General features: G+C 63.0%; 26 protein-coding genes. 12 read left to right on the forward strand and 14 right to left on the reverse strand.

Going from position 1 to position 26,106, the window contains the following annotated elements; translation table 11 throughout:
* Positions 1-82: 82 nt before the first annotated feature.
* The 4 genes from JOD60_RS01790 to JOD60_RS01805 all read left to right on the forward strand — a co-directional run bounded on the left by JOD60_RS01790 (position 83) and on the right by JOD60_RS01805 (position 4,169).
* Complete coding sequence (locus JOD60_RS01790) at positions 83-505, forward strand: multiubiquitin domain-containing protein (protein ID WP_076691953.1); 423 nt, start codon at positions 83-85, stop codon at positions 503-505.
* Positions 502-882 carry a hypothetical protein gene (locus tag JOD60_RS01795; protein WP_076691954.1) on the forward strand — a complete coding sequence of 127 codons (381 nt, stop codon included), beginning with the start codon at positions 502-504 and terminating at the stop codon, positions 880-882. Before JOD60_RS01790 ends, JOD60_RS01795 begins: the two co-directional genes overlap by 4 nt.
* Before the next feature lie 19 nt (positions 883-901).
* On the forward strand, positions 902-2,365 hold the full coding sequence (locus JOD60_RS01800) for a ThiF family adenylyltransferase (RefSeq protein WP_198159093.1): 1,464 nt from the start codon (positions 902-904) through the stop codon (positions 2,363-2,365).
* A gap of 286 nt (positions 2,366-2,651) precedes the next feature.
* Positions 2,652-4,169, forward strand: a complete 1,518-nt coding sequence (locus JOD60_RS01805) for an IS1634 family transposase (RefSeq protein ID WP_076689818.1) — start codon at positions 2,652-2,654, stop codon at positions 4,167-4,169.
* A 217-nt stretch (positions 4,170-4,386) separates the two neighbouring features.
* Here JOD60_RS01805 and JOD60_RS01810 read toward each other — a convergent pair whose 3' ends face one another.
* The 6 genes from JOD60_RS01810 to JOD60_RS01835 form a co-directional block, all read right to left on the reverse strand.
* Positions 4,387-5,316 (reverse strand): sce7725 family protein, encoded by a 930-nt coding sequence (locus tag JOD60_RS01810; protein WP_157128009.1) that lies wholly within the window; start codon positions 5,314-5,316, stop codon positions 4,387-4,389.
* Positions 5,317-5,366: 50 nt separating this feature from the next.
* Positions 5,367-6,233: a sce7726 family protein gene (locus JOD60_RS01815; RefSeq protein WP_157128010.1), complete on the reverse strand. Its 867-nt coding sequence runs from the start codon at positions 6,231-6,233 to the stop codon at positions 5,367-5,369.
* Positions 6,234-6,555: 322 nt separating this feature from the next.
* On the reverse strand, positions 6,556-7,479 hold the full coding sequence (locus JOD60_RS01820) for a 5'-nucleotidase (RefSeq protein ID WP_076691957.1): 924 nt from the start codon (positions 7,477-7,479) through the stop codon (positions 6,556-6,558).
* A gap of 47 nt (positions 7,480-7,526) precedes the next feature.
* Positions 7,527-8,339 carry an endonuclease/exonuclease/phosphatase family protein gene (locus JOD60_RS01825; protein ID WP_198159094.1) on the reverse strand — a complete coding sequence of 271 codons (813 nt, stop codon included), beginning with the start codon at positions 8,337-8,339 and terminating at the stop codon, positions 7,527-7,529.
* Positions 8,340-8,380: 41 nt separating this feature from the next.
* Entirely contained in the window at positions 8,381-8,962 is a 582-nt protein-coding gene (gene tmk, locus JOD60_RS01830) for a dTMP kinase (protein ID WP_204981584.1), read from the reverse strand.
* Between the two features lie 5 nt (positions 8,963-8,967).
* Complete coding sequence (locus JOD60_RS01835) at positions 8,968-10,065, reverse strand: radical SAM protein (RefSeq protein ID WP_076691959.1); 1,098 nt, start codon at positions 10,063-10,065, stop codon at positions 8,968-8,970.
* Positions 10,066-10,591: 526 nt separating this feature from the next.
* Between JOD60_RS01835 and JOD60_RS01845 the strand changes: the two genes are divergently transcribed.
* Positions 10,592-11,790, forward strand: a protein-coding gene (locus JOD60_RS01845; protein WP_372430786.1) for an IS3 family transposase whose coding sequence is annotated in 2 segments (ribosomal slippage) — positions 10,592-10,868 and positions 10,868-11,790 — 1,200 coding nt in all. Because the reading frame shifts where the segments join, the coding sequence is not laid out codon by codon here.
* Positions 11,791-11,899: 109 nt separating this feature from the next.
* On the opposite strand, the gene JOD60_RS01850 is transcribed toward JOD60_RS01845, so the two are convergent.
* The 6 genes from JOD60_RS01850 to JOD60_RS01875 all read right to left on the reverse strand — a co-directional run bounded on the left by JOD60_RS01850 (position 11,900) and on the right by JOD60_RS01875 (position 16,674).
* A complete protein-coding gene (locus JOD60_RS01850) occupies positions 11,900-12,958 on the reverse strand; it encodes a hypothetical protein (protein ID WP_157128012.1) in 1,059 nt (352 codons plus the stop codon).
* Between the two features lie 12 nt (positions 12,959-12,970).
* Complete coding sequence (locus JOD60_RS01855; RefSeq protein WP_076691961.1) at positions 12,971-13,579, reverse strand: ATP-binding cassette domain-containing protein; 609 nt, start codon at positions 13,577-13,579, stop codon at positions 12,971-12,973.
* Positions 13,570-14,433 carry a hypothetical protein gene (locus JOD60_RS01860; RefSeq protein WP_157128013.1) on the reverse strand — a complete coding sequence of 288 codons (864 nt, stop codon included), beginning with the start codon at positions 14,431-14,433 and terminating at the stop codon, positions 13,570-13,572. Before JOD60_RS01860 ends, JOD60_RS01855 begins: the two co-directional genes overlap by 10 nt.
* Before the next feature lie 176 nt (positions 14,434-14,609).
* On the reverse strand, positions 14,610-15,221 hold the full coding sequence (locus tag JOD60_RS01865; protein WP_157128014.1) for a hypothetical protein: 612 nt from the start codon (positions 15,219-15,221) through the stop codon (positions 14,610-14,612).
* 14 nt (positions 15,222-15,235) lie between these two features.
* A complete protein-coding gene (locus JOD60_RS17095) occupies positions 15,236-15,601 on the reverse strand; it encodes a lactococcin 972 family bacteriocin (RefSeq protein WP_076691963.1) in 366 nt (121 codons plus the stop codon).
* A gap of 446 nt (positions 15,602-16,047) precedes the next feature.
* Positions 16,048-16,674, reverse strand: coding sequence for a TetR family transcriptional regulator (locus JOD60_RS01875; RefSeq protein ID WP_076691964.1), 627 nt, complete (start codon positions 16,672-16,674; stop codon positions 16,048-16,050).
* A 319-nt stretch (positions 16,675-16,993) separates the two neighbouring features.
* Here JOD60_RS01875 and JOD60_RS17270 point away from each other — a divergent pair, with 319 nt between their 5' ends.
* A complete protein-coding gene (locus JOD60_RS17270) occupies positions 16,994-17,797 on the forward strand; it encodes an AfsA-related hotdog domain-containing protein (RefSeq protein ID WP_084202105.1) in 804 nt (267 codons plus the stop codon).
* Positions 17,794-18,612, forward strand: coding sequence for an SDR family NAD(P)-dependent oxidoreductase (locus JOD60_RS01885; RefSeq protein WP_076691966.1), 819 nt, complete (start codon positions 17,794-17,796; stop codon positions 18,610-18,612). The genes JOD60_RS17270 and JOD60_RS01885 overlap by 4 nt, the downstream gene beginning before the upstream one ends.
* A gap of 91 nt (positions 18,613-18,703) precedes the next feature.
* Here JOD60_RS01885 and JOD60_RS01890 read toward each other — a convergent pair whose 3' ends face one another.
* Positions 18,704-18,850, reverse strand: a complete 147-nt coding sequence (locus JOD60_RS01890; RefSeq protein WP_157128016.1) for a hypothetical protein — start codon at positions 18,848-18,850, stop codon at positions 18,704-18,706.
* Positions 18,851-19,601: 751 nt separating this feature from the next.
* Here JOD60_RS01890 and JOD60_RS01895 point away from each other — a divergent pair.
* Positions 19,602-21,119, forward strand: a complete 1,518-nt coding sequence (locus JOD60_RS01895) for an IS1634 family transposase (RefSeq protein WP_076689818.1) — start codon at positions 19,602-19,604, stop codon at positions 21,117-21,119.
* A gap of 425 nt (positions 21,120-21,544) precedes the next feature.
* Positions 21,545-22,636, forward strand: a complete 1,092-nt coding sequence (locus tag JOD60_RS01900; RefSeq protein WP_076690049.1) for an IS630 family transposase — start codon at positions 21,545-21,547, stop codon at positions 22,634-22,636.
* 61 nt (positions 22,637-22,697) lie between these two features.
* Here JOD60_RS01900 and JOD60_RS01905 read toward each other — a convergent pair whose 3' ends face one another.
* On the reverse strand, positions 22,698-23,450 hold the full coding sequence (locus JOD60_RS01905; RefSeq protein ID WP_157128017.1) for a hypothetical protein: 753 nt from the start codon (positions 23,448-23,450) through the stop codon (positions 22,698-22,700).
* A gap of 86 nt (positions 23,451-23,536) precedes the next feature.
* On the opposite strand from JOD60_RS01905, the gene JOD60_RS01910 reads away from it, so the two are divergent.
* The 3 genes from JOD60_RS01910 (at position 23,537) to JOD60_RS01925 (ending at position 26,091) form a co-directional block, all read left to right on the forward strand.
* Positions 23,537-23,854, forward strand: coding sequence for a transposase (locus JOD60_RS01910; RefSeq protein ID WP_022883238.1), 318 nt, complete (start codon positions 23,537-23,539; stop codon positions 23,852-23,854).
* Positions 23,851-24,801: an integrase core domain-containing protein gene (locus tag JOD60_RS01915; RefSeq protein ID WP_076691968.1), complete on the forward strand. Its 951-nt coding sequence runs from the start codon at positions 23,851-23,853 to the stop codon at positions 24,799-24,801. Before JOD60_RS01910 ends, JOD60_RS01915 begins: the two co-directional genes overlap by 4 nt.
* Positions 24,802-24,892: 91 nt before the next feature.
* Positions 24,893-26,091 (forward strand): IS3 family transposase gene (locus JOD60_RS01925; RefSeq protein ID WP_372430786.1). Its coding sequence is split into 2 segments (ribosomal slippage): positions 24,893-25,169 and positions 25,169-26,091, totalling 1,200 coding nucleotides; the frame shifts between segments, so codons are not numbered across the junction.
* Positions 26,092-26,106 lie beyond the last annotated feature (15 nt).

Genomic DNA, 26,106 nt, shown 5'->3' on the forward strand with positions numbered 1-26,106 from the left:
ACGTCGTCTGCCTTGGGCGGATGGAAACATCCCCCCGATGCGAACCACCCGGCCAGCACGGGGCAAACCCTAGCGAGTAGATATGCCCATTTCGGACCGCCTCACCATCACGATTGACGACAACCGCTACACGACGACCGATAGCGACCATACAGCGGGCGCGCTGTTGCGCCTCGCCGGCCGCGACCCGAAGATCTTCGACCTCTTCCTCATCGCCAAGAACGGCGTCGAGGAGAAGATCAAGGACGGCCAGATCATCGACCTCAAGGATGGGAAGCGGTTTCGCTCCCGTCAGCGCGTTCGCTTCACCATCGACGGCGAGCCGTTCCGCACCTACGACGACGACCAGACGGCCGCCGACTTGCTTCGCCTCGCGGGCATGAGCCCGACCGTTTACGACCTCGCTCGCGTCGGCTCCTCGGCTCCGTTCACCGCTGACGAGATCGTGATCATCGTCGACGGCGACGAGTTCGTCACCGCGAAGCACGTCGGCGGTGTCGCGTGAGCGACACCCAGGACCTCACCAAGGCGACCCAGGAGTTCATCGACGACATGACTGCTGCGGGCGCCCCGGCGAGGGCCGACGGCCCCCGCATCCTCTACGAGGTCACTCCTGTGGGCGGTGCCCTCGCCGGCCAGGTCGTTACCACCGGCGTCAGTATCTCTGAGGTTCAGAGCTGGCCAGCCGTGCCGCCGCACTGGGTCCATTTGCCCGAAACGATTCTGTTCGAGCAGACCAACATGGACAGCACCGACTGCGCCCCAGGGTTCGTACGTCATTCCCGCGAGTACAACTACACCGACATGTCAGTGCCGCCGGCGCGGGCATGGCTGAGCCACGTCCGCGGTTTCATTTCGATCGCAATCGCCGCGGAGGTGTGACATGCGGTACTCGGTCGCCATGACGGGCGCAACCGAAGCGGCAGTGCTCGACCGCCTCATTCGAGAGGACGGACAGGAAGACGTCCTCATCGCCACCTATGTCCTCTCAACCGGCCTCGAGCGCACCACCGCCCTGATCCGATCCGTCATCCTCCCCCGTGACGGTGAGCGCCTCGTGCACGGCAACGCCTCGTTCACCAGCGCGTACGTCCTCCGTGCTGCAAGCGAAGCTCGAGCCGCCGGGGAGGGCCTCGTGCTGCTGCACTCCCACCCGGGCGCAGAGGGCTGGCAACTACTCTCGCGGATGGACTGGGACACCGAGTCCGAGTACGAGCGCGTCGCTCGCTCTACAACCAAGATGCCGCTTCTCGGGATGACACTCGGCACCCACGACACTGCATGGTCGGCTCGTTTCTGGTTCGACCGGACCGAACCAACTTGGGCCGAGTCGGTTCGGTCCGTTGCTCCGACCTTCACGGTGACCTGGAACGACGAACTCCGCGCTGTGCCCCGCGTCACCGCCTCACAGGAGCGCACCGTTTCTTCGTGGGGCGAACGCGCTCAAGGCTTGATCTCCCGGCTGCGGGTCCTCGTCGTGGGCGGCGGTAGTGTCGGCCTCGACGTCGCTCAGCGTCTCGCAGCGACAGGTCTGCTCACCGTCGGAGTGATGGATTTCGACGCGGTCGAGACCCGCAACCTCGACCGCTTGATCGGCGCAACTCGCCTCGATGCCGCTCTCCAGCGCTCGAAAGTCGACGTTGCCGCTCGCCTGATGAGGTCCGCCGCGACAGCAAGCAGCTTCGAGGTTCGCCGTCACGAGAACAGCATCACCGACCCTGAAGGAGTGCGCATCGCCCTGGACTACGACGTGATCTTTTCCTGCGTCGACGGCCCCTGGCCGCGGGCTGTACTCAACGGCATTGCCTACGCCGACCTGATCCCCGTCATCGACGGCGGAATCGCCCTGGACACGTTTGAAGACGGCCGTATGCGCAACGGGATCTGGCGAGCCCATACCCTCGTCCCCGGGCGGCCATGCATGGCCTGCATCGGTCAGCTCGTCGCCGGTGACGTCGCCCTGGACAAGCTCGGACTCCTCGACGACGCCGAGTACATCAAGGTCGCCAACCGAGAGGCGCCCGCGCGCCAGAACGTCGCGACGCTATCCGCGAGCGTGAGCGGCGCGCTGCTGACTCAGTTCGTCAGCCTTACCGCCCACCCCGGCCGTCGCGGGGTCCCGGCGCCGCTGCGGTACATCCTGTCGACTCATCGCCTTGAGCACTCCACCGTAGTCTCGGGCCCCTACTGCCCGTACGAGAACGCCACCGCGGCGGGAGACCGGCGCACCCTCATCGCAGAACGCCAGGACGACTGGCGATCCATCGTCGCTGCACGGGCGTCGAAGAAGCACCCGCTGCGGCTGCGTGTTCTCGCCAGGCTGGAGAGCTGGGCGCAACGCCTCACAAATCGCATGGTCGGCTAGTACGCCTGGCGCTGTGCCCCGTCGACGCGAAGCCTTAGTTCTTGAGCAGCGATCACCTAGCCGCAGCTCACGCATTTTCTACGCCCGGGGGTCCGCCACACCAGTAGGTGACATCTGAGTTGGGTTGCCCGGAGGGTGCGTCAAAGGATGACATCGCGCCCCGGCGTCAGACCTGGATCGTGTCACCGTCGGGTGATTTCGCGGGTTGAGGATCGTTGAGGCTTGATTTTCCGGGGGTGTTGGTGCCTCGTGCGGGGCACTAACGGCGTCGATCTAGACTCGCTCGGTGGGGTGGTTCGTGCGGAAGGTGCGCACCGCGTCGGGTGCGACGGCGGTGCAGATCGCGTCGAAGACCCGTGGTGTGCGGACGATCGTGGAGCACCTCGGCTCCGCGCACGACGATGAGCAGCTCGCGGTGCTGGTCGCGATCGCGCGGGAGCGGATCGCGGAGCTGGCCGGGCATGTCCCGTTCGATCTGGACGGGCTGGGCGCGACGCCGCCGGCCACGACCGCGCCGACGGTGACCGGGTCGAGGTCCAGGTTGTTGTGGGATGTCCTCGAGGACGCCTACGCCCGTCTCGGGTTCGACGCGGTCGGCAACGACACATTCAAGAAGCTGGTCCTGGCCCGCGTCGTCGAGCCGACCAGCAAGGCGGACACGCTGCGGGTGTGGGACGAGCTCGGTGTCCCGGGTGCGCCGTCGCTGTCGACCGTGTGGCGGACCCTCGCCCGCAGCGTTGAGCAGGACTGGCGGTCGAAGATCGCCGCCGCAGCCTACGCGCATGCGACCCGATCTGGCCCGCTCACCGTCGTGCTCTACGACGTCACCACCCTCTACTTCGAGGCGGAGCGTGAAGACAAGCTCCGCAAGGTCGGGATGAGCAAAGAGCGCCGCGTCGACCCGCAGATCCTCGTCGGCCTCCTCGTGGACCAGGGCGGGTTCCCCCTCGAAGTCCACGAGTTCGCGGGCAACAGGGGCGAGACTCTCACCCTGCTGCCCGTCCTCGACCAGTTCCGCGAACGTCACTCCGCGACCGAGGTCGTGGTCGTCGCGGACGCCGGCATGCTGTCCGCAGCGAACCTGAACCGGCTGGAGGACGCCGGGTTCGGTTTCATCGTCGGCTCCCGCACCTCCTCCGCGCCATACGATCTCGCCGAGCACTACGCGACCGTCGGGAACATCGTCACCGATGGGGAGACGGTCGAGACCACCCGAACCATGGGTGCGGGTGTGAACGCGCGGGAGCGGCGAGTGGTGTGGCAGTACTCCCACAAGCGGAAGATCCGCGACAACATCACGTTGAACAAGCAGATCGAACGCGCCGAGCAGATCGCTGCCGGCACCCGCCCGGCGAAGAAGGACCGGTTCGTCACCCTCGGCACCAAGCCCGGCGTGAACTGGGCAAGAGTCGAGAAGGCCCGCGAATACATCGGCCTCAAGGGGTACGTCACCAACCTCAGCACCGCGACGGCTTCCGCTGCAGAGATCGTGGCGGCCTACCATGACCTGTTCCAGGTCGAGGCGACGTTCCGGATGGCAAAGACCGACCTGCGGGCGAGGCCGATGTTCGCGTCGACCGCGGACTCGATCCACGCGCACCTCACCGTCGTGTTCTGCGCTCTCGCGATCAGCCGGCACCTCTACAAGACCACCGGCGTGACGGTCCGCCGTATCGTCCGCGCGCTGCGCCCGCTGCGTGACGTCACGATCACCATCGACGGACACGAACTCACCGCGACCACCCCGCCAACGGGGGAAGCCGCCGACATCATCGCCGCACTCCGGCCGGGCGTGGGGCACTAAACTGACACGATCCAGGCGTCGACGCGAAGCCTTAGTTCTTGAGCAGCGATCACCTAGCCGCAGCTCACGCATTTTCTACGCCCGGGGGTCCGCCACACCAGTAGGTGACATCTGAGTTGGGTTGCCCGGAGGGTGCGTCAAAGGATGACATCGCGCCCCGGCGTCAGATCCGTGATCGTGCGCTGAAGCCTCTCGCTCAGAGGTGAGGAAGAGAATCTCAACCGCGAGCTGCCTGGGTAGCAATGGCGATGTGGTGGGAGATCTGGTGGCGCTTGTTGGTTGCGAGATTCGTGAAGCGACGCACTGCCCTCAGCTCATCGAAACGAAGCATCCCCGACGTGCTGTCGAAAAGGTCACGATCAACGGCGAGATGATCAAGCGCCTCAAGGAGCTTCTCGCCCGCGCTGCCCTCACCACGCTCAATTGCATCTGAAACATAGTGAGCAACCCACAGGTCGCCGTCGCTACCGAGGTAGGACGCGTGCACCACAACAGCCGCCGCGGGTCCGCCACCGGGATCTGACGGAGTAGGTGCGAGGACCGTATAGTCACCAAAGCCGGGCCGACCCCCATCGCCGTAGGTTCGATGACCATCTGAGAACCAGTCGCTACCCTCATAGTCAGCATTGCGAGGCTGCCGTCTGAACGAGTCTGTCAGCCGCACAACCGCGGAGGGGCCGAACGCCTGAGAGTACGCGGCATCGTCCACGTTGTGGTGCACGACCACAAGTACGTCTTGAACCTCGAGCAGGCCGGCAACCATGCTGGCATCAACAGCGCCAGATCGCACAACCACGGTTAGGGCGCCCCCGTCGAAGGTGCGTTCGAAGTCCTCGATTTCAGATCTTCGAGTGTGAGAGTCGATGACCAACGCGGGCCGCACTGACCCGTCACTGAGCTGCGGGCCAGCCATCTCCCACCACGAAGCGCGGGCGGCAGGCACTTGAAAATCACGCAGGGAAGGATTCACCACGACCGAGGCCCCGAAGCCTCCAGTTCCTACAGCCCTCAAAGCCGTGTTGAGTGCCGAAGCGTCAGCCCTGACCGGCTCAATGATGGGATGCAGTGGTCCCTGAAACTCATCGTCGATCAGGTCCCGAAGCGCAAGCAATTCGCTGGCCAGACCGTACAGGTAAGGAAAGTACATTTGTCCCCCTCAACAGGCTCGCCGCACCCCATTGAAGCGGCGATAAAAGTCTATGGGATTTCAAAGAGTTCTCGAGGAAGTCCTCGAAGTCTCGATACAAGGCGCGCCCGAGCAGACGGATTGAGGTCGGCCCCGTATGCAAGCGCCCTAAGTGAGAGCGGAAACTTATCCTCACCGACCAGACGGGCCGGGGACATCAGGCGCGTGCGAAGTATCCTGACCACTGACGGATAGAGGTCCTCGATCGGAATGGTCGTAAAAGCTTCGCGCAACGCCCCGGTGCTAGATCCGACCGCGGACACTGCAAGCTCGCGAAGTACCTCGACCCGCTCGGCTTGGCGAAGCGATCCGAACAGTGACGATGCGTAGATGCGGCCAGTACCGCCCGCCGACTCACGTTGCGTCGAGATCCGTCCGCGCTTGTCCACTGTAAGTACGCCGACATGCAGCGGTGCCATCCGCAGCGCCGCTTCGGCGCGCCGCTGTGATGTAGCGACATACACGTGTTCGGCCACAGTTGAATAGTCAGCAAGCTGATCGTTTAGACGGGCGAAGCTATCGAGATCAGTCTTGATCTCATAGACCGTGATCGTTCCGTTCACTACAACGACGTCGGCGAAGGAACGACCAATTGGCATCTCAGTCGTTGCGCCGGCTGTCGTCGGACGGTGGCGCCCGAAGACTAAGCGAGACACAATCGCGTTCTTATAGACGTACTCGGATGCACGAGTGCGCGCGAGACTGTTGAACAACTCGTCGAGGACCTCACCCAGGGGAATGTCGGCGTCGACTATGTCGGGAAAAGGTTCGAGCCGCCGTATCGCATCCCACGGTGTCGGAGCAGCGAGCGACCGAAGGGTAGCCGTGGTGAAGAGAGTCGCCAGACTGCGCGCCTCCTGCACCCCCAGCTGAACCACGAACGGAAGCCTACCTAAGCCTGGCGCCGGCGTGGGCTAACCTCGAGCACCTTCTTCCTGCGAGCGACTCATCACGCCGCTGTTAGGTTCGCCCTGTTAGGGCCCGCTCAGTAGCCGTATCGAGTCGCCGAGGTTGGTGCCTCAGGTATGCCGGCGGCAGGCATGGTGACTCTGAGATGAACGATGCGCTGGACGGCACTCGCGTAGGCTTTGAAGCCTCAAGGATCACCTCGACATGAAGGAAAGGCGAAGCAGCAGCTTCCACCGAAGCGATCGACGTCTCGAGACACCACATCGTCTCGAATGTGTAAACGAACGCACGCTATTCGTTGATCACCCCGAACGGAACGTGAACGCTCGGCACTTCATCGGCCGCCCCACGAAGGTGACCGATCTGGTCATCGAAGAAGATGTGGGGTTTCAAGACCCGGAGCACTTTCGCCTTCTCAATTCCGCCGAGAAAGAAGGCATCATTGACGCGAACACCGCGCGACTGAAGCGTCTTGACGACGCGCTCATGAGATGGCGCGTTCCGGGCAGTCACGATTGCGACGTGGACTCGCCGGTCATACCCGGGATCCGCCGATGCCCGCGCCTCTTCGATGTCCTGGATACGGTTGATGCCCCGAAGAAAATCTGAGAGCATGCCGTCGGGCAAAGGTTCGTCAATATGCTTCGTCTCATGTGCGTGGAAGGCCGGAAGTCCTTCTTCTTGCATAACGCGCTCCGAAGAGTCGTCAGCGAGGACACCGTCGAAGTCGAACGCGATTCTGAGGTCCGTTCCTTCTGGATCAGCTGCAGGGGAGCCGATGACCTGCCCCGCCGCGAAGCCCATCTCAAGGGCGACACGCACGTCCTTCTCGTTCTGAGAGAGGAATAGCGACATATTGAGTGCACCCATGAATGCGTAGGGGGAGCGACCCTGCATGAAAATAGCGCGCGTGATGGGCAACCGATGATCTGAGATCGAGCGCATGACGCGCAAACCGGTCTCCGGGTCATTCCGCGAGAGCACTATCACCTCCACGAGCGGAGCACCATCCTCGGACAGATCATTCAACGAGAGGAGACGCTTAATGAACGGGAAAGCGACACCTGGTTCAAGCGAGTCCGCAATATGCGTCTCTTGATATTCACGGTAACGGGCCTCGCCATGCTCGCGGAAAACCCGGTCGGCTTCAGTGAGGTCGAACAACGCGCTAGACGCGACGCCCACAACGAGCATGTGTTCCAGATCGTATGCCATGCTGCTCTCAATTCGTTCGAAAGGATGACTCTGACCCCGAGCGGAGACTAGAAGTCGAAGAGCGTCTGAGCGGAACTATCGCGAAGCCCCCGTGTTTCTAGACGATCGGCCTTCGCATCAATTTCAAGACGCACCGCGGAATGGTCAGTGAGCTTAGAATCACGCGTGGTGCTGAGATACTCAGAGCTCTTCACAAGTGGAAGGACTGCGCCGCCAGCATGAAAATAGTCGTACCGATAGCCATCGCCCGTCCTGCCAACCCAGCTATGGGGTTGGTCACCGGGGTGCAGCGCCATGTGCGTGTCACCAAGTCCGAGTTCGCTCAATGTGTCGAAGAGGTCGTACTCAAACTTAAGGAACGTCGAGTACTTCGGAAGATGGGTTCGCGACACGACGTTGTAATCGCCGCCCAGGATGATTGAGCTTCGAGTCACCGCGGGCAGCGCGCGCAAAGCATGCTGAAGCGACTCGAGGAAGGACTTTTTGCGCTCGACTTTATCTGCCGATGCGTCACGGCTGGGTATATAGAGTCCGACTAGAGAAAGAGCCGGCTGAGTGTCGAGGACCACCGCGGCAGCACGGCACGGGATTGTTACGTCCACGAAAGGCGCGAGTTGATCAGTACGGAAAGGGATACGACTGATGATCGCCACGCCGCGTTCAGGACCGAAGTTGCCGTTGGTTGCCACTTGGTACCCGGCATCGCGAAAACGATCGAGGAGACGTGCCGTCCCCTCACCACCACTGGCCTCGGTGATGACGTACACGTCATCACCGCGCTCATCGAACCAATTGGTGAATTGCTCAGCTCGCTCCTTCGACGTAGCGCCGATATTTATAGTCGTAATGCTAATGGTCATCATCTAATCCCGTTTGATTTTACCAGATTCTAACTGGCGCGTCACGCGAAATGCGCGAGGATACGCTGAGCGACTTCCTTCGGGCTGCTCGCAGCGACGTCAATCGCTACAACGTTCCAGCCCAGCGCCCGCAAGAAGTCTGCCGCCTCTCCATACAGCAGCGTTTGGAGGGCGGGAGTAGATCGCTCCTCGAAGTGTGTCAGCAATGCACGGGCATCTAGTCGCTTAGAGACGGTTTGAGGATCCGGAACGAGAATCGCGGTTAGCGTAGGCGGCGGTGCGAAAGAGTTGTACCGCCAGATCTCCTCTAGCGAAAGCCCATCAAGTCGTTGAAGAACTAGCGACGAGGGCACGTATCGGTCAGAGATCACAACGTCGCCCGCCTCAAGCGATGGCCGAATTACGCCGTCAATATGGTTCGCACGGTCAGCCGCAACGGCAAGCGCGCGACCGCGAGGCGAGAAGGCGGCGTGTTCAGCACGGATGAAGGCACCGAGCGGGGAGTCAGAGGGCTCCCGCGTGGCCCGAACGGTCCGACCAGAGGTGCTGCTGACCAGCGCGGCGAGCTCACTGACCAGCGTCGACTTGCCTGCACCGTCCGGACCCTCGATGACTACGAACATGGTCGTCACACTGCCCGTAGCGGGAGCAGTTCACGTGTAGCGGAGGGGACCGGGCAGAGCGAATCCACGCTGCCGATGAAGCCGCCGTCAGCGATCACCGCAGCGGGGCATCCCTTGCCGCAGGTGGTGTTCAGGGAACAGCTCCTACATGCCGAGTTGTTCCCCACGCTGTAGCGTTCGTGAAACCTGTAATCGTCGAGTGCTTTCGCGACGTCGTCGCTTAAGACATTTCCAACAATAAACTCTGCCGGATCGTGCCGCGAAACAGGATTCCGAGCAGCAAACACCAGATATGGACAAACTGCGGTTGTGCCGTCAGTGAAAACGTAGATGAGCTTGCCCGCATCGCAGCCGCCGAGTGGGAGCGTGTCGTTTGGAAACCGAATGTCGACGACCTGAAGCTCCGAAGAGTTGAAGCGAGCGGTGGCTTGCTTGATCTTCCGCATCATTACAGAAGGAGCCTCCAGGCGACCCTTGCTCTTGATGCCGCGACCGAAGGCGGACAGGGGGTTCATCAGCACGTACTTCGCGCCCACCTCAAGGGCGAACTCGCAAAGGGCAGCGAACTCGTCTGGCGTCGTGAGCGAGTTGGGTGTCGAGAGTATTCCCTGAAGTAGGCCGGCAGCCGCAATCTTTCGCGTCGTCTCAAGCGTGGCGGCGAAGGATGCCTGATTGCCACGGAACTTTCCATGGGACTCCGGGCGAAACCCATCGAAACTGACGTTGATGTGGACGCCGCCGAGAGCCTTTAGCTCATCGATTTGCCAGTCATCCGTTAGGGTGGCATTCGTGCAGACTCCGACCGGGATACCCTCGGCGATCAGGTGCCGGCAAAATTCGAGGAATTCTGGGTGCTCAAACGGCTCACCGCCGGTGAGTGTGACACGTTCCACACTTGCTGCTCGCAATTGTGGAATGACGACATCAACAAAGTCGTCGATCGCCATGTCGCGTCCATTTCTCATCGACGAAACGAAGCAGTGAGCGCAATGCAAATTGCATCTTTCCGTGATCTGCACGAGCGCCTTTCGACTCCCATCATCGACCGAGGTTCGGAAATAGCACGAGTTGGCAGAGCTCTCGACAATCAGGCTGTTCTTCATCGCCCAAAACTCCCGAGGCTATCCCCGTTTAATTGCAAATCAATCTGACAGCATGGCACCGTCATCCTCCTTCATACCAATGAACGCGTATATTTTCGATACCGGCAGTGGGGGTCCGGCCCGAAGGAGGCCGTCCGCTAGCACCTCGCTGAGCCGAAGAAGCGCCGGTTCTCCCAAAAGAGCGCGCATTCGCCGCACCAAACTGCTGCCGATGTGCACAGTCGCACCAGCGTTCACCTCGCCAGCGCGCTTGGCGCACATCCCCATTAATCCGAGCCGCCGCCCACGTTGCGCAGCCGTCCGCAGCCGGTGAAGGAACAGCCATAAGATGAGCCATCACGGACGCCTCGTCAGCCGATGCTCCAGAGAGACTCCTGCTCTCGGACGATGAGAACAACTCGACACAGGCCGTGCGATTTGTGTCCATCGGCAATATCCCGAGAGTTCGCCCTTGAGGTTGCCCCCGAATCCCGGACACTGACCAGGCGGGATCCGCGTGTTCGCGGGCCTGTCAGGGAGGATGTCCGTGATGGGCACGAGCAAGAAGAGGAAGTCGTATACGCCGGAGTATCGCCGTGAGGCGGCCCGGCTGGTGATCGACACGGATCGCACGATCGCGGCGGTCGCCCGCGAGATCGGGGTCGGCGAGGCGCTGCTGGGCCGGTGGGTGCATACCGAGCGTGCCCGGACCGGTGACGGCGAGGCGGCGCCGCTGGATCTGGACGAGCGGGCCGAGCTGGAACGGCTGCGTCGTGAGGTGCAGGAACTGCGGATGGACAACGAGTTCCTGGGAAAAGCGGCGGCCTTCTTCGCGTCGAAGCAGAACCCGAGGAGCGGTTCGCGGTGATCGAGGCGGAGAAGGCCGGCAGCACGACGATGACGGTCACCCGGATGTGCCGTCTGCTGGGGGTGGACCGGCGGCGGTTCTACGAGTGGCGTGCCCGGCAGTCCGCGGGCCCCTCTGCGCGGCAGCAGCGGGACGCGGACCTCACCGTCCAGATCGCGGCGTTCCACGCCGCATCGGATGGCACCTACGGGGCGCCGCGGATCCACGCCGACTTGCAGGACGCCGGTGTCGCCGTATCGCGGAAGAAGGTCGCCAGCCTGATGCGGGACAAGAGGATCGCGGGTATCAGCCCCCGCACCTGGCACCCGCCGACCACCGTCCACGGGGATGACCCGTTCCCCGTCCCCGACCTCGTTGAGCGGCAGTTCGACCAGGGTGAGAGGGACCTGGCTTGGTTCTCGGACATCACCTATCTGCGCACCGGTGAGGGATGGGCATACCTGTGCGTCGTCCGCGACGGGCACACCCGCCGGGTCCTCGGACGCTGCGTCGCCGACAACATGCACACCGACCTCGTGGAGGCGGCACTGCGGCAAGCAGTCGCGCTCCGCGGTGCGCTGCCGCGGAAGGTGATCTTCCACGCGGACAGGGGCACCCAGTACACCAGCGGCCAGCTCGCGGACGCCGCGAGGGAGCTTGGGGTGCTCCGGTCGATGGGCCGCACCGGCGTGTGCTGGGACAACGCTGCCGCCGAGTCGTTCTGGTCGATCTTCAAGAACGAGTACTACCACCGGCACGTGTTCGCCACGATCGACGCTGCTCGCCGCGGCGCATACGCCTGGATCGACGGCTGGTACAACGCCCGCCGACGCCACTCCGGCATCGGCTACCTCAGCCCGCTAGAGTACGAACGCCGCCAGCTCGCGCTGGCAGCCTGACCAACCAACCACCTGTCCGGGATTCGGGGGCAACCTCACCTCGACTTGGCCACGCCATCGCGGGTCGGAGGATGACCGTCGAGGGTTCTAGTGACCGCACATCGACCACCTATCGACCCTTCACGTAGTCCCACAACTTGCTCTCGCGAACGGTAGTCGTACCGATCAGTGACCCGATCAACGAGCCGACCAACGAGGCAAGAACGATCGCAGCTGTGCGCAGTGCGAGGGTATGCATCTCGGTCGGAATGACGAGCGCGATAACCAGAACGCTCGCTCCCCACGAGATGACTGCGGCGGCAAGCGCCCATACGCCAGCTTCGGACACCTGCTGAAGGGTCATCACCGTGCGAGATGTGCCTGCGTGAAGGTTTGCTGCAATCTCAACCCGGCGTGCTCGCACAGCGACAGCTGCGATGATCAGGCCGACGATCAGGGCGACCGCGGGAGCGTAAAGCGTTGGGCGTTTGGCGTACTCGCGCGCACCTTCGAACGTGGTGCCAAATCTGGTGTTCAGCTGCGACACTTTCGGTTCGTCACTCGACTTCGCGTCCTTCGGAGGTGTCAGAGTCGATAGCAGCAGTTGCCTGGTGTCCCCCCGCTCCGGCCACACCTGGACCCAACATTCATCGAAGACACCATCCGTGGCATAAGTCGGCACCAACGTTGCCCAGCCAAAACCTGCACGTCGCCCATCGGAAGGGTAGTTGTACGTGCCCCGCACCGGGATCTCCCGGCCGTCTACAGCGATGGCACCGGTCCCGACGGCCTCGACAACTGCGTCGGAGAAGTAGAGCCCTTCGCCGCTATCGCCAGCGCCGAGCACGCGAGCAAATGAGGGGGTACTGGTGTAGTGCTTGATCGGGGAAGCCGGCAGAACATCCAACACAGTGGCGACCTCTTCCCTCATCGCACCGGATGCAATGACGTCGGGGACAGCAGATAGCTCCTCGCACGCCTGACCATCGATACGACCCGTCAACGCCAAGGTCGTGATCGATGCTCCCCCAGCCCGGTAGTCGACGCCTTGCTTCACGAAGCCCGCAATCGTCAGAACTTCTAGGAGTATCAGTGCCGTGAGCAGGGCCGCGGCAAGTCCGGTAAGGACGCCGACGCGTGCGGTGCCCGAGGTCAGGTTGCGTGAAATTTCGCGCAGGAATGTTGTCACTCGCACGGAGAACTAGTTCCCCTTCAGATATGACGTGAGGTCCAGATGCGCGTCACACGCGTCGCGCGTCTCCTCGTCGTGGGTCGCCACGATCACGATCGTTTCAGAAGAGACCACGTTTGAGAGCACGCGGTTTACAACGCGGGCCGTGGCCCGGTCGAGCTGCGCCGTTGGCTCGTCCACGAGCAGCAGATCCGGCGACACGGCTGTCGCACGCGCCAGCATCAAGCGCTGGGCCTCTCCCCCAGAGAGGTGCTTGAACTGCCGATCGGCAACGTGACTTAGCTCGAAGTCGTCTAGCAACTGTGCCGCGCGTTGGTCTGCCTCCTCACCCGTGAATCCCCTCGCGACGAACGGATAAGACACATGATCTACTGCGGTCCTGCGTGGAACACCGAACGGGTTCTGAAAAACCCAGCTAATTGAATCGACCTCGTCCCGAAGAACTCGACCTTCGGCGGGAGCGATCCATCCCGAAATTATGGCCATCAACGTACTCTTGCCGGATCCAGAGGCTCCGGTGATTGCGTAGCTGGTTCCGGGAGTGAACGTCCAAGTGAGCTCGTGGAACAGAGAAGCGTCGCCGTAAGCGTGTCCGACGTCCTCTAGGGCTAACCGCACTCTTGATGCTCCTTGGGCACGGAGGACAGGACGGACGTCGGAGGTGTGGCATCAGCAAAGAGTACGAATGAGTTGCCGAACTCCGATCCAACGATCTTGACCGCATATGGCGAAGTGTCAGTGAAGACGCATCCATTGCCGTTGTCCAAGACCTGGACCGCCGTCGCCGGGACCGCCGCCACCTGCACGGGCGTAGCTAGAACAGCCGTGCCTTTCAGGGTCACCGACGTGACGTTGTCCGAACCTCCCACAGCCTCCCGAAACAACGGTGACTTGCGTACGAGCCCTGCTGGCAGGTCCGTTGGCAGCTCGCCAGCGTCACCAAGAGCTAGCGGCTCGCCGAACGCATTGAGAAGCCTCGGCCCCGGGATTCGCCCTTCGGGTAGCGCCACAGGCGCGACCTCCACATCGGCACTGACCGAGGCGAGGAGTTGACCGGCGCTTACGTTCGATCCGAGGCCTATCTCGCATTTATCAACCTCGACTGCAGCGGCGGGAAGCCAGACGACCGCATCACGGGGCACCACATCCTTGACGTCTGCTCCCACACTCGAGGCAAGTTTGGAGAAGGCAGCCAGATCGCGGTAGGAGAGCGTTCCGTTCCCGTCGACGGCGTATCCGAGCCGCGCAAGCTCGGCCTCCAACGCTGACACGTCAGCCCCGTCATCACCCACCGACAAATCCCTCCACAGCGGCACTGACGTAGACAGACTCACCAGTGGAACACCATCGAGCGTGACAGCCGACTTACCGGACTCTATCGACTCTCCCGGCCGACAACTCCACGCGGTGATGATGCCCGACCGTGAGACAGACACACCCTGTGGTGCGCCGACGGAGACCGCGATATCCACTGTGCGAGGGTCCGTGAAATCCTGCATCGTGACCGGAACGGTGCGCGCAGAACTAGAGGACTGAAGAACTTCCGGAGTGGTCGGCACGAAGAAGGTCAATGCGACCCCGGCGCCGATCGCGAGCCCCGAAACAAGCGCCACACCAGCGAATGCAAACCCAGATGCTTTAGCCTGCATTAATGCGTGTGAGTGTAGCTAGTGTCTTGGTTGCACAGAGCAAAGGTCTGCTCGCCTCCTTCATCGATGAATGGAAACTTCATCGTTGGCGCATCCTCGAGGTACTTCTCGACCGTGTATGACTCAGGCACAGCGTGGTTGCGCACCAGGCAGTCGGTGAGGAGCTGTGTCTCCGGGATATTCTCCGGATTGCTCGTTTGGGCGCGATACAGTCGGCCAATCCACGGCTCGCCGCTCTGAACCTCGCACTTGCCCATACTGGCGTTTGCTGAATCACCGTCAACTTCGCCGACGTTCGACTCGTAGGATCCGTCCTTCTCGTTGTAGCTGGTGACCGTTATCCCCTGGCTGCTCAGGCAGTCTTTGAGCGACTGGAGCACCTGAGACCACTCCTGGTCAGAGATGTGACCATCCTGAAGAACACCACGGACTGCGTCCGTCTCACTCCGCTGCCATGCCTCCTGGTACTCGGCAGCAAATGGGCCGCTGAACGAAGGCATCCCCGAGTCGCCGTTCGTCGAAGCGTGCCCATCACCGTCGGTGCTCGCGCATCCACTTGCAAGCGCAATAGTGATCGCGCCGAGCGCTGCCAAAGACAGCGCTCGGCGCACGGCGGGCCCGGAGATCAATAGACGTACCAATACGCTTCGTTCCCCCACGCCGTGGCGTTCTGGGTAGCTTGCGCCCAGATTCCCCCACCCTTGTCCCCAGAGCGAATAACCTGCCCAGTCGAGTTCTTGACACTCGAACGGTGCAGCAAGCTGCCGTGGTAGTAGCTGCTGTCGTTCGCGGTGTCAGACCCATTGATCATGGAGTGCACTCCGTAGTACATGCTCCCCCCGCCGACGGACGATCCAGTCACGTACGTGTTCGAGGCATAGTGGTTCGGCGCACCGCCGTAACCGTTGTTGTGCGCCGACGCGATGCCCGCGTTCCCCAAGACAAGAACGGCGGCAAGCACGGTGCCCGCTGCGATTTTGCTGATCTTCACGTTTCTCCCAACTTTCGGCGCTCGGACATGAAGAACGACTGGTTCGACCCACATGCTTCGAACCCACAAATCGTCGATCCTCAAACGTTGCACCCTCTATGTCGCGCCGGATCGGCACACTCGCACGCTAGCAGCTACTTAGTCGGTGGTCCAACTAAATCGGCCGAACACTCCTTCTCATTCGGACGCGTCGGCACCACACACGCCGAGCGTCGACTCAAAGTCCAGACCGCCGCAAGGCGCAACCCTGGTTGTACGAGGTCCTGACGTCGTAGCGGTTCGCACCATCCCATCGAGCTCGATCCTCAGGGAATCGGGGGCTCTTGAGTGAGCCCGCTCCAGTCGACGTCGGCCCGACTCGAGGCATAGGGACGCGTCTTGACGACGCCACACCACGCTCCGAAGACGTCAGATACAGGGAGTCAGTTCACAGCCGCGCGCGTTGTCTACGCAGCACCATGCTCGCGTTGAGGCGACAGCAAGAGTCGAATCATCGGCTCGGCCGCGCGCACGCGGGCCGGCAAGGACGCCCATTTGTCTTCGAGACCAGCAAGCGTTTGCGCCCCAACAAACACCTCGTTGAGGAACTCCGCCATCTGCCCGATTGGAACATCGCCGCTAACACTCCGGTCCTCAACGCCATCGCGGAGAATCTCGGCAGCGACTAGCACCCAACTGGCGTAGGGAGTACGCGCTTCGTCTTCAACGTCGATCGCCGGCTGCACAGCTAGCCGAATGCCTGCCTGCACGAGCTCATCCGTCGCAACAAGCTCAGCAAGTCCGCTGAACAGTCGGATCAGTCTCTCGAGACCCCGGCGTTCGCTTTCCGTGACTCGCAGCAGTACGCCAGCCATCCGCGCTTGTTGCTCTTCCAGCACGGCCTTCGCGACATCAGCCTTGTTCCCAAAGTGGAAGTAGAGGGAGCCTTGACTGATTCCCGCCTCGTCCGCGATGTCCTTCAGACGAGCGTCAGCATAGGGAACTCTGGAGAAGACAGTGCCCGCGGCGACTAACAGGGCCTGCCGGGTCAGCAGTCCGTGCGCGCGTTTCCGCTTCTCATCCGCCTCCGGCATCCCACCTCCTCAATGCCTGCAAGGCTAGCAACTCGCTCCGACGGACTCAGCATCCGGACGCACACGAAGCGAGCATCGCCGCCGAGACCTTCGATTCCTCAGCGTGGTGATCCGCCGACTTGCCACCATCGGGACCGACACTTCGGATCCGTCGCGTCAATGTGCCCAGGCAGATTCGCAACCTTGACGGTTACGCGGCTCCAACGCGAAACTGGCCCGGCTAGCTAGACGCCGACGTGCGGCGGTCTGCCTCAATTCGCATAGCGAAACAGGACGCAGGGAGAATGATTTGTACCCATATCCGCGGGAGTCCCATTTGATGAATGGGGAATCTCCAGCGTCAATCCAACGCGATGTGCACAAGTCACAGCCGACGCATGTATGGATTCACTCACCGAGTGAGACCCCACCTCACAAGATGGAGGTGTCATACCGATTGCCCGAGGAACGTGGGCACCCGAGTTTCACGGACCTCATGGAGGTTCAACGGCAGGCAGGCCTAGCGCAAGTTCATCGGCAGCTCGACATCCCGCACTCGCAGGTGTTCGTGCTCGATCGGATTGAGTTGGGCTTCGCGACCTCGTCGCCATACGCGCAATATCCGAGCGAAGGACGGGTTGCCGCATTCGTTCGCGCCGAAGAGCGCGCCGCGCGCAAGCCGCGGGCAGCCCAGCAAGAATTCGAGTTCACGGACGGAGAAGCGGTGTTTGCCCGCGGTAGTTCAATCGCCAGATTCCTATCGCCGGAGATCTATAGACGTCTTCGCGTAATGGGGTCGAACCTAGATACCTATGCCGGCTTCGGCTACTCTAACTCGACGATGCAGTTTCCGGTCATGCCGAACAGGAACGACCCAGCGCTGTACGATCACGAGTCGGACCACATAACTGCGATGGCCGTCGTGAGGAGCATCGAAGACACAGTGCGGGGGCTCTCCGAGAGACGCCCACTACTGAGGCGCCTCGCTCTGGCCTTTGAGTCATACCTAGAGCCGGATCAGACCCCCATTTTGTCGCTGACCCCGAAAATGGATGGCACGTTTTTAGCGTTGGTCGATCAGGGTGGTGTACCACGCGCTAGGGGAACCGTAGAGCTATTTCTTGAGTCAGGTGGAGGGCAATGAGACCGGCACGTGTTGCGCTCGTCACGGGAGCGTCGGGTGGAATTGGGCGAGCGATCGCCATGCGCCTCGTCGATGACGGGTACGTGATCCTGGCTCACTACAACCGCGACGCGAACGGCGCAGCGCGGCTGAGTACGGAGCTGAAGGCGAGCGGTGGGGTTCACCACTCGATCCAAGCCAACCTGAGCCAACCAAGCGGATTGGCCTCATTGACAAAAGAGGTGCGTCGGTTCCTAGACCGCCACCCCGCATCCGCGCTCAAAGCCATTGTAAATAACGCGGGCGTAATGGTCGGTCCGAGCTGGGAATCAATCACAGTCGAGGATTACGACCGCTTCCTCGATGTGAACACGCGCGCGCCTTTCTTCCTCATTCGGGAGCTGGCGCAGTCGATGCCGCGCGGGGGAAGCATCGTCAACATCTCATCGGCGTCCGCTCACATTTCGAGTCCCGCGAACATCGCTTACGCGATGAGTAAGGCAGCCCTCGAATCGATGACAAAGAACTTCGCTGCAGCGCTCGCCATTCGCGGCATTCGCGTGAACGCAGTCATTCCCGGCTATACAAACAACGGCCACGCGGCATTCAGCGATCCAAGTAGCCTGAAATACATGGCCTCCGCCGCCCCACTCGGTGACGTTGGTTCGCCTGCCGACGTCGCGCACGCTGTGAGCTTTCTCGTTTCGGACCTCGCTGCGCGCACTACGGGTAGCCTGCTCGATGTCAGCGGCGGTACTACGCTCAGCCCCAGAACCTCGCAGATCGGAAGCGTATCGGAACTGGCCCCGAGATCTGATGCGAGAGCAACCTCCTAGTCCCCGTAGCCCCTTGAACCTCCGAGTGTCCGGGATACTGCGGATGCACTCGAAGCGCCACCGGCCGGATCTGCAGGATGACGTGCGGTACCTACACATCAGTCAGCTCTGCCTCCAGTTGTCCCGCACTCATCGCAAGCAGTTGCTCGCCCTCCGCCAGCTTGCCTGCGAGATTGTTGATGATGTATCGAATAGTCCTCCGCCCGATCTCGGCGGCATAAGCGTCCGCATTAGTCACCACGAGAAGCAGATCTCCTATGTGCCCGAATCCGGTGAAGTCGTCGTCCGTGCGGGGCGTGCTTGGGTTGTAGGCGACGGTGTTCTCGAGATTGATGTCGATTCAACATGGCGGCCCATTGAGCGTTCGCGGTGGCCAGGCACCCGCACAACTCCGACGAGGCCACGGTCCCTGGCTGCATTGGCCAAGCCCCGGCGGCTGTACCCAGCCTCCGGGTACGCATCAGGAGGGCGGCCCTCAACGATCCTGCCAACATCACCTGGTGCCGCGCTTGAGGCCCCGGGTGGCGGCATCCGTCCATATTCAGGAGGCGATCACGCAGCACTGCCCGGGGTGGCTACTCATCGACAGACGCCGCGGCGGGCCAGACTGAGGACAGAGTCACCCAGCTTCGGCGCGGCGCAAGGAACTGAGCGGAACGTGTCGAGGCCAATGGCTCGCTCGCAATTGCTGGCCAGCCTCGGCTTGTGTAGTCGAGAATGAGTCGCCGGCCGCGCTTCGGCCGGCGCGACCAGACCGCGATGAACTGGCGAAAGCGACGCTTGATGACAACGCGACGCTCGTGCGCAATCTGCGCAGAAAGTCTGTGCCCTTCGGCTTGCCGGTAGGACTCACCTAGCATCTCTTGCGCCCAGACCTGGATCGTGTCACCGTCGGGTGATTTCGCGGGTTGAGGATCGTTGAGGCTTGATTTTCCGGGGGTGTTGGTGCCTCGTGCGGGGCACTAACGGCGTCGATCTAGACTCGCTCGGTGGGGTGGTTCGTGCGGAAGGTGCGCACCGCGTCGGGTGCGACGGCGGTGCAGATCGCGTCGAAGACCCGTGGTGTGCGGACGATCGTGGAGCACCTCGGCTCCGCGCACGACGATGAGCAGCTCGCGGTGCTGGTCGCGATCGCGCGGGAGCGGATCGCGGAGCTGGCCGGGCATGTCCCGTTCGATCTGGACGGGCTGGGCGCGACGCCGCCGGCCACGACCGCGCCGACGGTGACCGGGTCGAGGTCCAGGTTGTTGTGGGATGTCCTCGAGGACGCCTACGCCCGTCTCGGGTTCGACGCGGTCGGCAACGACACATTCAAGAAGCTGGTCCTGGCCCGCGTCGTCGAGCCGACCAGCAAGGCGGACACGCTGCGGGTGTGGGACGAGCTCGGTGTCCCGGGTGCGCCGTCGCTGTCGACCGTGTGGCGGACCCTCGCCCGCAGCGTTGAGCAGGACTGGCGGTCGAAGATCGCCGCCGCAGCCTACGCGCATGCGACCCGATCTGGCCCGCTCACCGTCGTGCTCTACGACGTCACCACCCTCTACTTCGAGGCGGAGCGTGAAGACAAGCTCCGCAAGGTCGGGATGAGCAAAGAGCGCCGCGTCGACCCGCAGATCCTCGTCGGCCTCCTCGTGGACCAGGGCGGGTTCCCCCTCGAAGTCCACGAGTTCGCGGGCAACAGGGGCGAGACTCTCACCCTGCTGCCCGTCCTCGACCAGTTCCGCGAACGTCACTCCGCGACCGAGGTCGTGGTCGTCGCGGACGCCGGCATGCTGTCCGCAGCGAACCTGAACCGGCTGGAGGACGCCGGGTTCGGTTTCATCGTCGGCTCCCGCACCTCCTCCGCGCCATACGATCTCGCCGAGCACTACGCGACCGTCGGGAACATCGTCACCGATGGGGAGACGGTCGAGACCACCCGAACCATGGGTGCGGGTGTGAACGCGCGGGAGCGGCGAGTGGTGTGGCAGTACTCCCACAAGCGGAAGATCCGCGACAACATCACGTTGAACAAGCAGATCGAACGCGCCGAGCAGATCGCTGCCGGCACCCGCCCGGCGAAGAAGGACCGGTTCGTCACCCTCGGCACCAAGCCCGGCGTGAACTGGGCAAGAGTCGAGAAGGCCCGCGAATACATCGGCCTCAAGGGGTACGTCACCAACCTCAGCACCGCGACGGCTTCCGCTGCAGAGATCGTGGCGGCCTACCATGACCTGTTCCAGGTCGAGGCGACGTTCCGGATGGCAAAGACCGACCTGCGGGCGAGGCCGATGTTCGCGTCGACCGCGGACTCGATCCACGCGCACCTCACCGTCGTGTTCTGCGCTCTCGCGATCAGCCGGCACCTCTACAAGACCACCGGCGTGACGGTCCGCCGTATCGTCCGCGCGCTGCGCCCGCTGCGTGACGTCACGATCACCATCGACGGACACGAACTCACCGCGACCACCCCGCCAACGGGGGAAGCCGCCGACATCATCGCCGCACTCCGGCCGGGCGTGGGGCACTAAACTGACACGATCCAGGCCAGAGCATGAGAATGAGTATCTCCTTCGCACCCTCGGCATCAGCAATCTCCTCACACTCCGATCGGAGCCGTCCACTTGCTTCGCGAACTTTGCGTGGTGCAGTTTTGCTGAGCGATTGAAACCAGAGCCGCAGATTCTCTCGAAGCTGTTCTCGATCTCCACGGAGCGTACGCGCCTTGTCGAAGGTGAATACTCGCCACGCGATGAGGACGGACGTTGCCGCGATGAGGACGGCAAGGGCCGCATTGAGGCCGTCCAGCCATGACGGAGAGTTGCTGTCGTCGATTGCCTGCACGAGCGCAGCAGCGCACGAGAGCAGATCTGAACACGCCATGAGGCGAACCTATCGGGTCGGACACGCTAGTGTGTTGCACCGCTAATTCATTTCTAGTTTTGTAGAATGGAGTATGTCGCGACGAGGACCTGTGCTTCCCGAGCTGACCCTCTCGGATGTGGAGCGTGATCAGCTGGAGCGGTGGGTGCGTCGCCGCAAGTCGGCGCAGGATCTCGCTCTGCGTTCGAGGATCGTGCTGGAATGCGCGACGGGCAGCTCCAACTCCGAGGTATCCAGGCGGCTGTTGGTGTCATTGCCCACGGTGCGCAAGTGGCGGACCCGGTTCCTTGAGCAGCGTCTCGATGGGCTCGTCGACGAGCCGCGGCCGGGACGGCCGCCGCTGATCGGAGTGGACCGGGTTGAGCAGGTCATCGTCGACACTCTGGAATCGACCCCGAAGAATGCGACGCACTGGTCGAGGGCGAAGATGGCCGAACGTTCCGGGCTGTCGCGCTCGACGGTGGGGCGGATCTGGAAGGCATTCGGACTCAAGCCCCATCTGGAGGAGGGTTTCAAGCTCTCCAACGACCCATTGTTCACGGAGAAGGTCTACGACATCGTCGGGCTCTACCTGAACCCGCCGGAGTCTGCCGTCGTGCTCAGCGTCGACGAGAAGAGCCAGGTGCAGGCGTTGGCCCGCTCGCAGCCCGCGTTCCCGCTGATGCCGGGCGTCCCCGAGCGGCGCACGCACGACTATGTCCGGCATGGCACGACGAGCCTGTTCGCCGCGATGAACGTCGCCGACGGCACGGTGATCTCCTCGGTGCATCGCAAGCACCGCTCGGTTGAGTTCAAGAAGTTCCTGACCAAGATCGACAAGAACGTTCCCGAACACCTCGACGTGCACGTCGTCTGCGACAACTACTCCACGCACAAACATCCGACTGTGAAGGCGTGGCTGGAGAAGCATCCCCGGTTCCACATGCACTTCACCCCGACGTACTCCTCCTGGATCAACCAGGTCGAGCGGCTCTTCGCCGAAGTCACCCGCGACCTGTTGCAACGCTCCGACCACCGCAACGTTCAGTCCCTGGAGAGAGACCTCCGCGACTGGGTGAAAGCCTGGAACGAGAACCCGAAACCATTCATCTGGACCAAGACCGCCGAAGACATCCTCGACTCCATCGCCCGATACCTGAAACGAATTAACGGATCAGGACACTAGGCGGCAGCTTCACGTTGAGCTGGCACATATTCTCGACTCAGCCCTCTAGGGCGCGCGCCGCCTATTTATCCCTCGCGACTCCATCGGCGAGTTTATTCATGGCGTATCGGATTGTCTTTGGCCCGACCTCAGTGGCATCGGCGTTCGTGTTGGTGACTACGAGAAGCAGGTCTCCTCTTCGGCCGAACCCGATGAAGTCGTCGTCCGTGTGAGGCGTGCGCGAGTTGTAGGCGATCGTGTCCTCAACCTTGACGTCGACCGGCGTGAAGACGGCGGTCCCTTCGTTTTTGGAGCACTCCTTGAGCAGGTTCACTTGGACATCGAAGACGCTCCGCGCCTCGTCGACGGTGTCGTAGCGAATGAGGGTCGCGAACTCGTCGGTCCCGTTTATGCCGATCTCCTGCGTGGCTGCTTCCTTGATCGTGGCGTCCACGGCTCCGGCTGCCTCGAACGCCTTCGCGCAACTCTCGCCGTAGTCAACGGCGCTCACACTGGCGCCGCTGAGACTGAGCCGTCCGTAGAGGTCCTCGGGAACGAGTGAAGTGGTTGCTCCCCACGAGCGGTCGCCGTTGAAGTCGGCGTACTGCTCGGTGGTGGGCAGGAGCTCGGTGATCGGGGTGCTGGGAAGCACCGACGCTTCTTCCTGACTGGTCGTCGCCGCACAGCCCGCGAGGGACGCGGCGATGATCCCACCGGAGAGCGCGACGCGTAGTGCTTTGACGGTTGCCGATCGCCGCCTCTCTTTCGTTGGAGTGCGGCAGAGCGCGGTGACGTCGCCGAGCGGTTCGCGTTCGGCCAGGTCTGGTTGCGGCATGGACATCACCTCTGTTCTTGTTGAGCGTGTCGCGCGTCAGACTTTGTGGCAGGACCATTGATTGAGTCCTGAGCGGAGAGTTCGACATGGGAAGACCACCAGTGATCCCGGTGGAGAAGAAGACGAGGATCGTGCTGAGCATCCTCGCCGGCGAGATGACGATCGCCGAGGCGGCCAGGCGCGAGAAGGTCAGCGAGCAGTCGATCGGCCGGTGGAAGGCGGACTTCCTCGAGGCCGGGAAGACGAGTCTCGCGGCGGGCAAGAACGGGCCCTCGACCCGGGAGCAGCAGCTCGAGGCGGAGGTCGCGGAGCTGACCCAGGCGCTCGGTGAGGCGGCGGTCGAGATCCGGGTATGGAAGAAGTCCGCGGAGGGACGCTTGGGCCCTTCGAGGACCTCGAGGTGATCCGCGTCGAGGCGGGCATGTCGACCGCGAGGTTCTGCAAGCTGATCGACATGCCCGAACGCACCTGGCGACGCTGGCAGGCCAAGGCGCGGCAGGAACAGCCGCCGAAGGGGCCGTGGCCGCAGCCGGCGAGGGATGCCGCTCGGCCGCTGGTGGTGAAGCATGCGTTGGCGAAGCCGGCGTGGGGTCACCGGAAGATCTGGGCGATGACGCGGCACGACGGGCACAAGGTGTCGCAGGCGACGGTGCTGCGGCTGCTGCGTGACGACGGGCTGATCCTGCCGTCGGAGTACCAGAAGCAGCGTCGGGAGTTGGCGAAGGACCGGAAGGCAGCGTTCGCTCGCAACCCGAACGGACCGAACCAGGTGTGGCAGCTGGACTTCAGCGAGTTCGAGACCACCCAGGGCGGGACCTGGCGGATCGCGGGGTGTCGGGACTGGTTCTCGAAGCTCGAGTACCCGTTCCATGTGTCGCCGACGGCGAACCAGTACGACGCGATCGCCGCGATCGAACTCGCCTTGGCCGAGTACGAGCGTCTGTTCGGGCACCCGCTCGTCGACGAGTGTGAGGTCGATGCGGGCACCGGGGAGCTGCTGCCGGTCCTCACCATCGTCACGGACAATGGCGGCCCGTTCCGGTCGTTGAACTTCGAGTTGTTCATCATGCGTCACCCCGAGCTTCGGCATGTCCGCACCCGGGTGAAGTCGCCAGGCCAGAACGGGTCACGCGAACGCGGGTTCGGGACGCTGAAGTACGAGCGGCTGTTCCTCGACGAGATCCCGGACGCCTTGACGCTCATCGAGCGGGCCGAGGACTACCGAGTCGAGTACAACACCGAGCGCCCTCATGAGGCGATCGCCTGGAACCGGCCACTGGAGGTGCACCTCGGCCTGGCCGACCCCACCACCCCCACCTTTGAAACAGAAGAAATCCTGCCAACTACTTGACGCGGGACAAGCGCTCGTGAGGTTGCCCCCGAATCCCGGACACTGACCAGGCGGGATCCGCGTGTTCGCGGGCCTGTCAGGGAGGATGTCCGTGATGGGCACGAGCAAGAAGAGGAAGTCGTATACGCCGGAGTATCGCCGTGAGGCGGCCCGGCTGGTGATCGACACGGATCGCACGATCGCGGCGGTCGCCCGCGAGATCGGGGTCGGCGAGGCGCTGCTGGGCCGGTGGGTGCATACCGAGCGTGCCCGGACCGGTGACGGCGAGGCGGCGCCGCTGGATCTGGACGAGCGGGCCGAGCTGGAACGGCTGCGTCGTGAGGTGCAGGAACTGCGGATGGACAACGAGTTCCTGGGAAAAGCGGCGGCCTTCTTCGCGTCGAAGCAGAACCCGAGGAGCGGTTCGCGGTGATCGAGGCGGAGAAGGCCGGCAGCACGACGATGACGGTCACCCGGATGTGCCGTCTGCTGGGGGTGGACCGGCGGCGGTTCTACGAGTGGCGTGCCCGGCAGTCCGCGGGCCCCTCTGCGCGGCAGCAGCGGGACGCGGACCTCACCGTCCAGATCGCGGCGTTCCACGCCGCATCGGATGGCACCTACGGGGCGCCGCGGATCCACGCCGACTTGCAGGACGCCGGTGTCGCCGTATCGCGGAAGAAGGTCGCCAGCCTGATGCGGGACAAGAGGATCGCGGGTATCAGCCCCCGCACCTGGCACCCGCCGACCACCGTCCACGGGGATGACCCGTTCCCCGTCCCCGACCTCGTTGAGCGGCAGTTCGACCAGGGTGAGAGGGACCTGGCTTGGTTCTCGGACATCACCTATCTGCGCACCGGTGAGGGATGGGCATACCTGTGCGTCGTCCGCGACGGGCACACCCGCCGGGTCCTCGGACGCTGCGTCGCCGACAACATGCACACCGACCTCGTGGAGGCGGCACTGCGGCAAGCAGTCGCGCTCCGCGGTGCGCTGCCGCGGAAGGTGATCTTCCACGCGGACAGGGGCACCCAGTACACCAGCGGCCAGCTCGCGGACGCCGCGAGGGAGCTTGGGGTGCTCCGGTCGATGGGCCGCACCGGCGTGTGCTGGGACAACGCTGCCGCCGAGTCGTTCTGGTCGATCTTCAAGAACGAGTACTACCACCGGCACGTGTTCGCCACGATCGACGCTGCTCGCCGCGGCGCATACGCCTGGATCGACGGCTGGTACAACGCCCGCCGACGCCACTCCGGCATCGGCTACCTCAGCCCGCTAGAGTACGAACGCCGCCAGCTCGCGCTGGCAGCCTGACCAACCAACCACCTG

Source organism: Microbacterium aurum, from assembly GCF_016907815.1.
GTDB classification, from domain to species: Bacteria; Actinomycetota; Actinomycetes; order Actinomycetales; family Microbacteriaceae; genus Microbacterium; species Microbacterium aurum.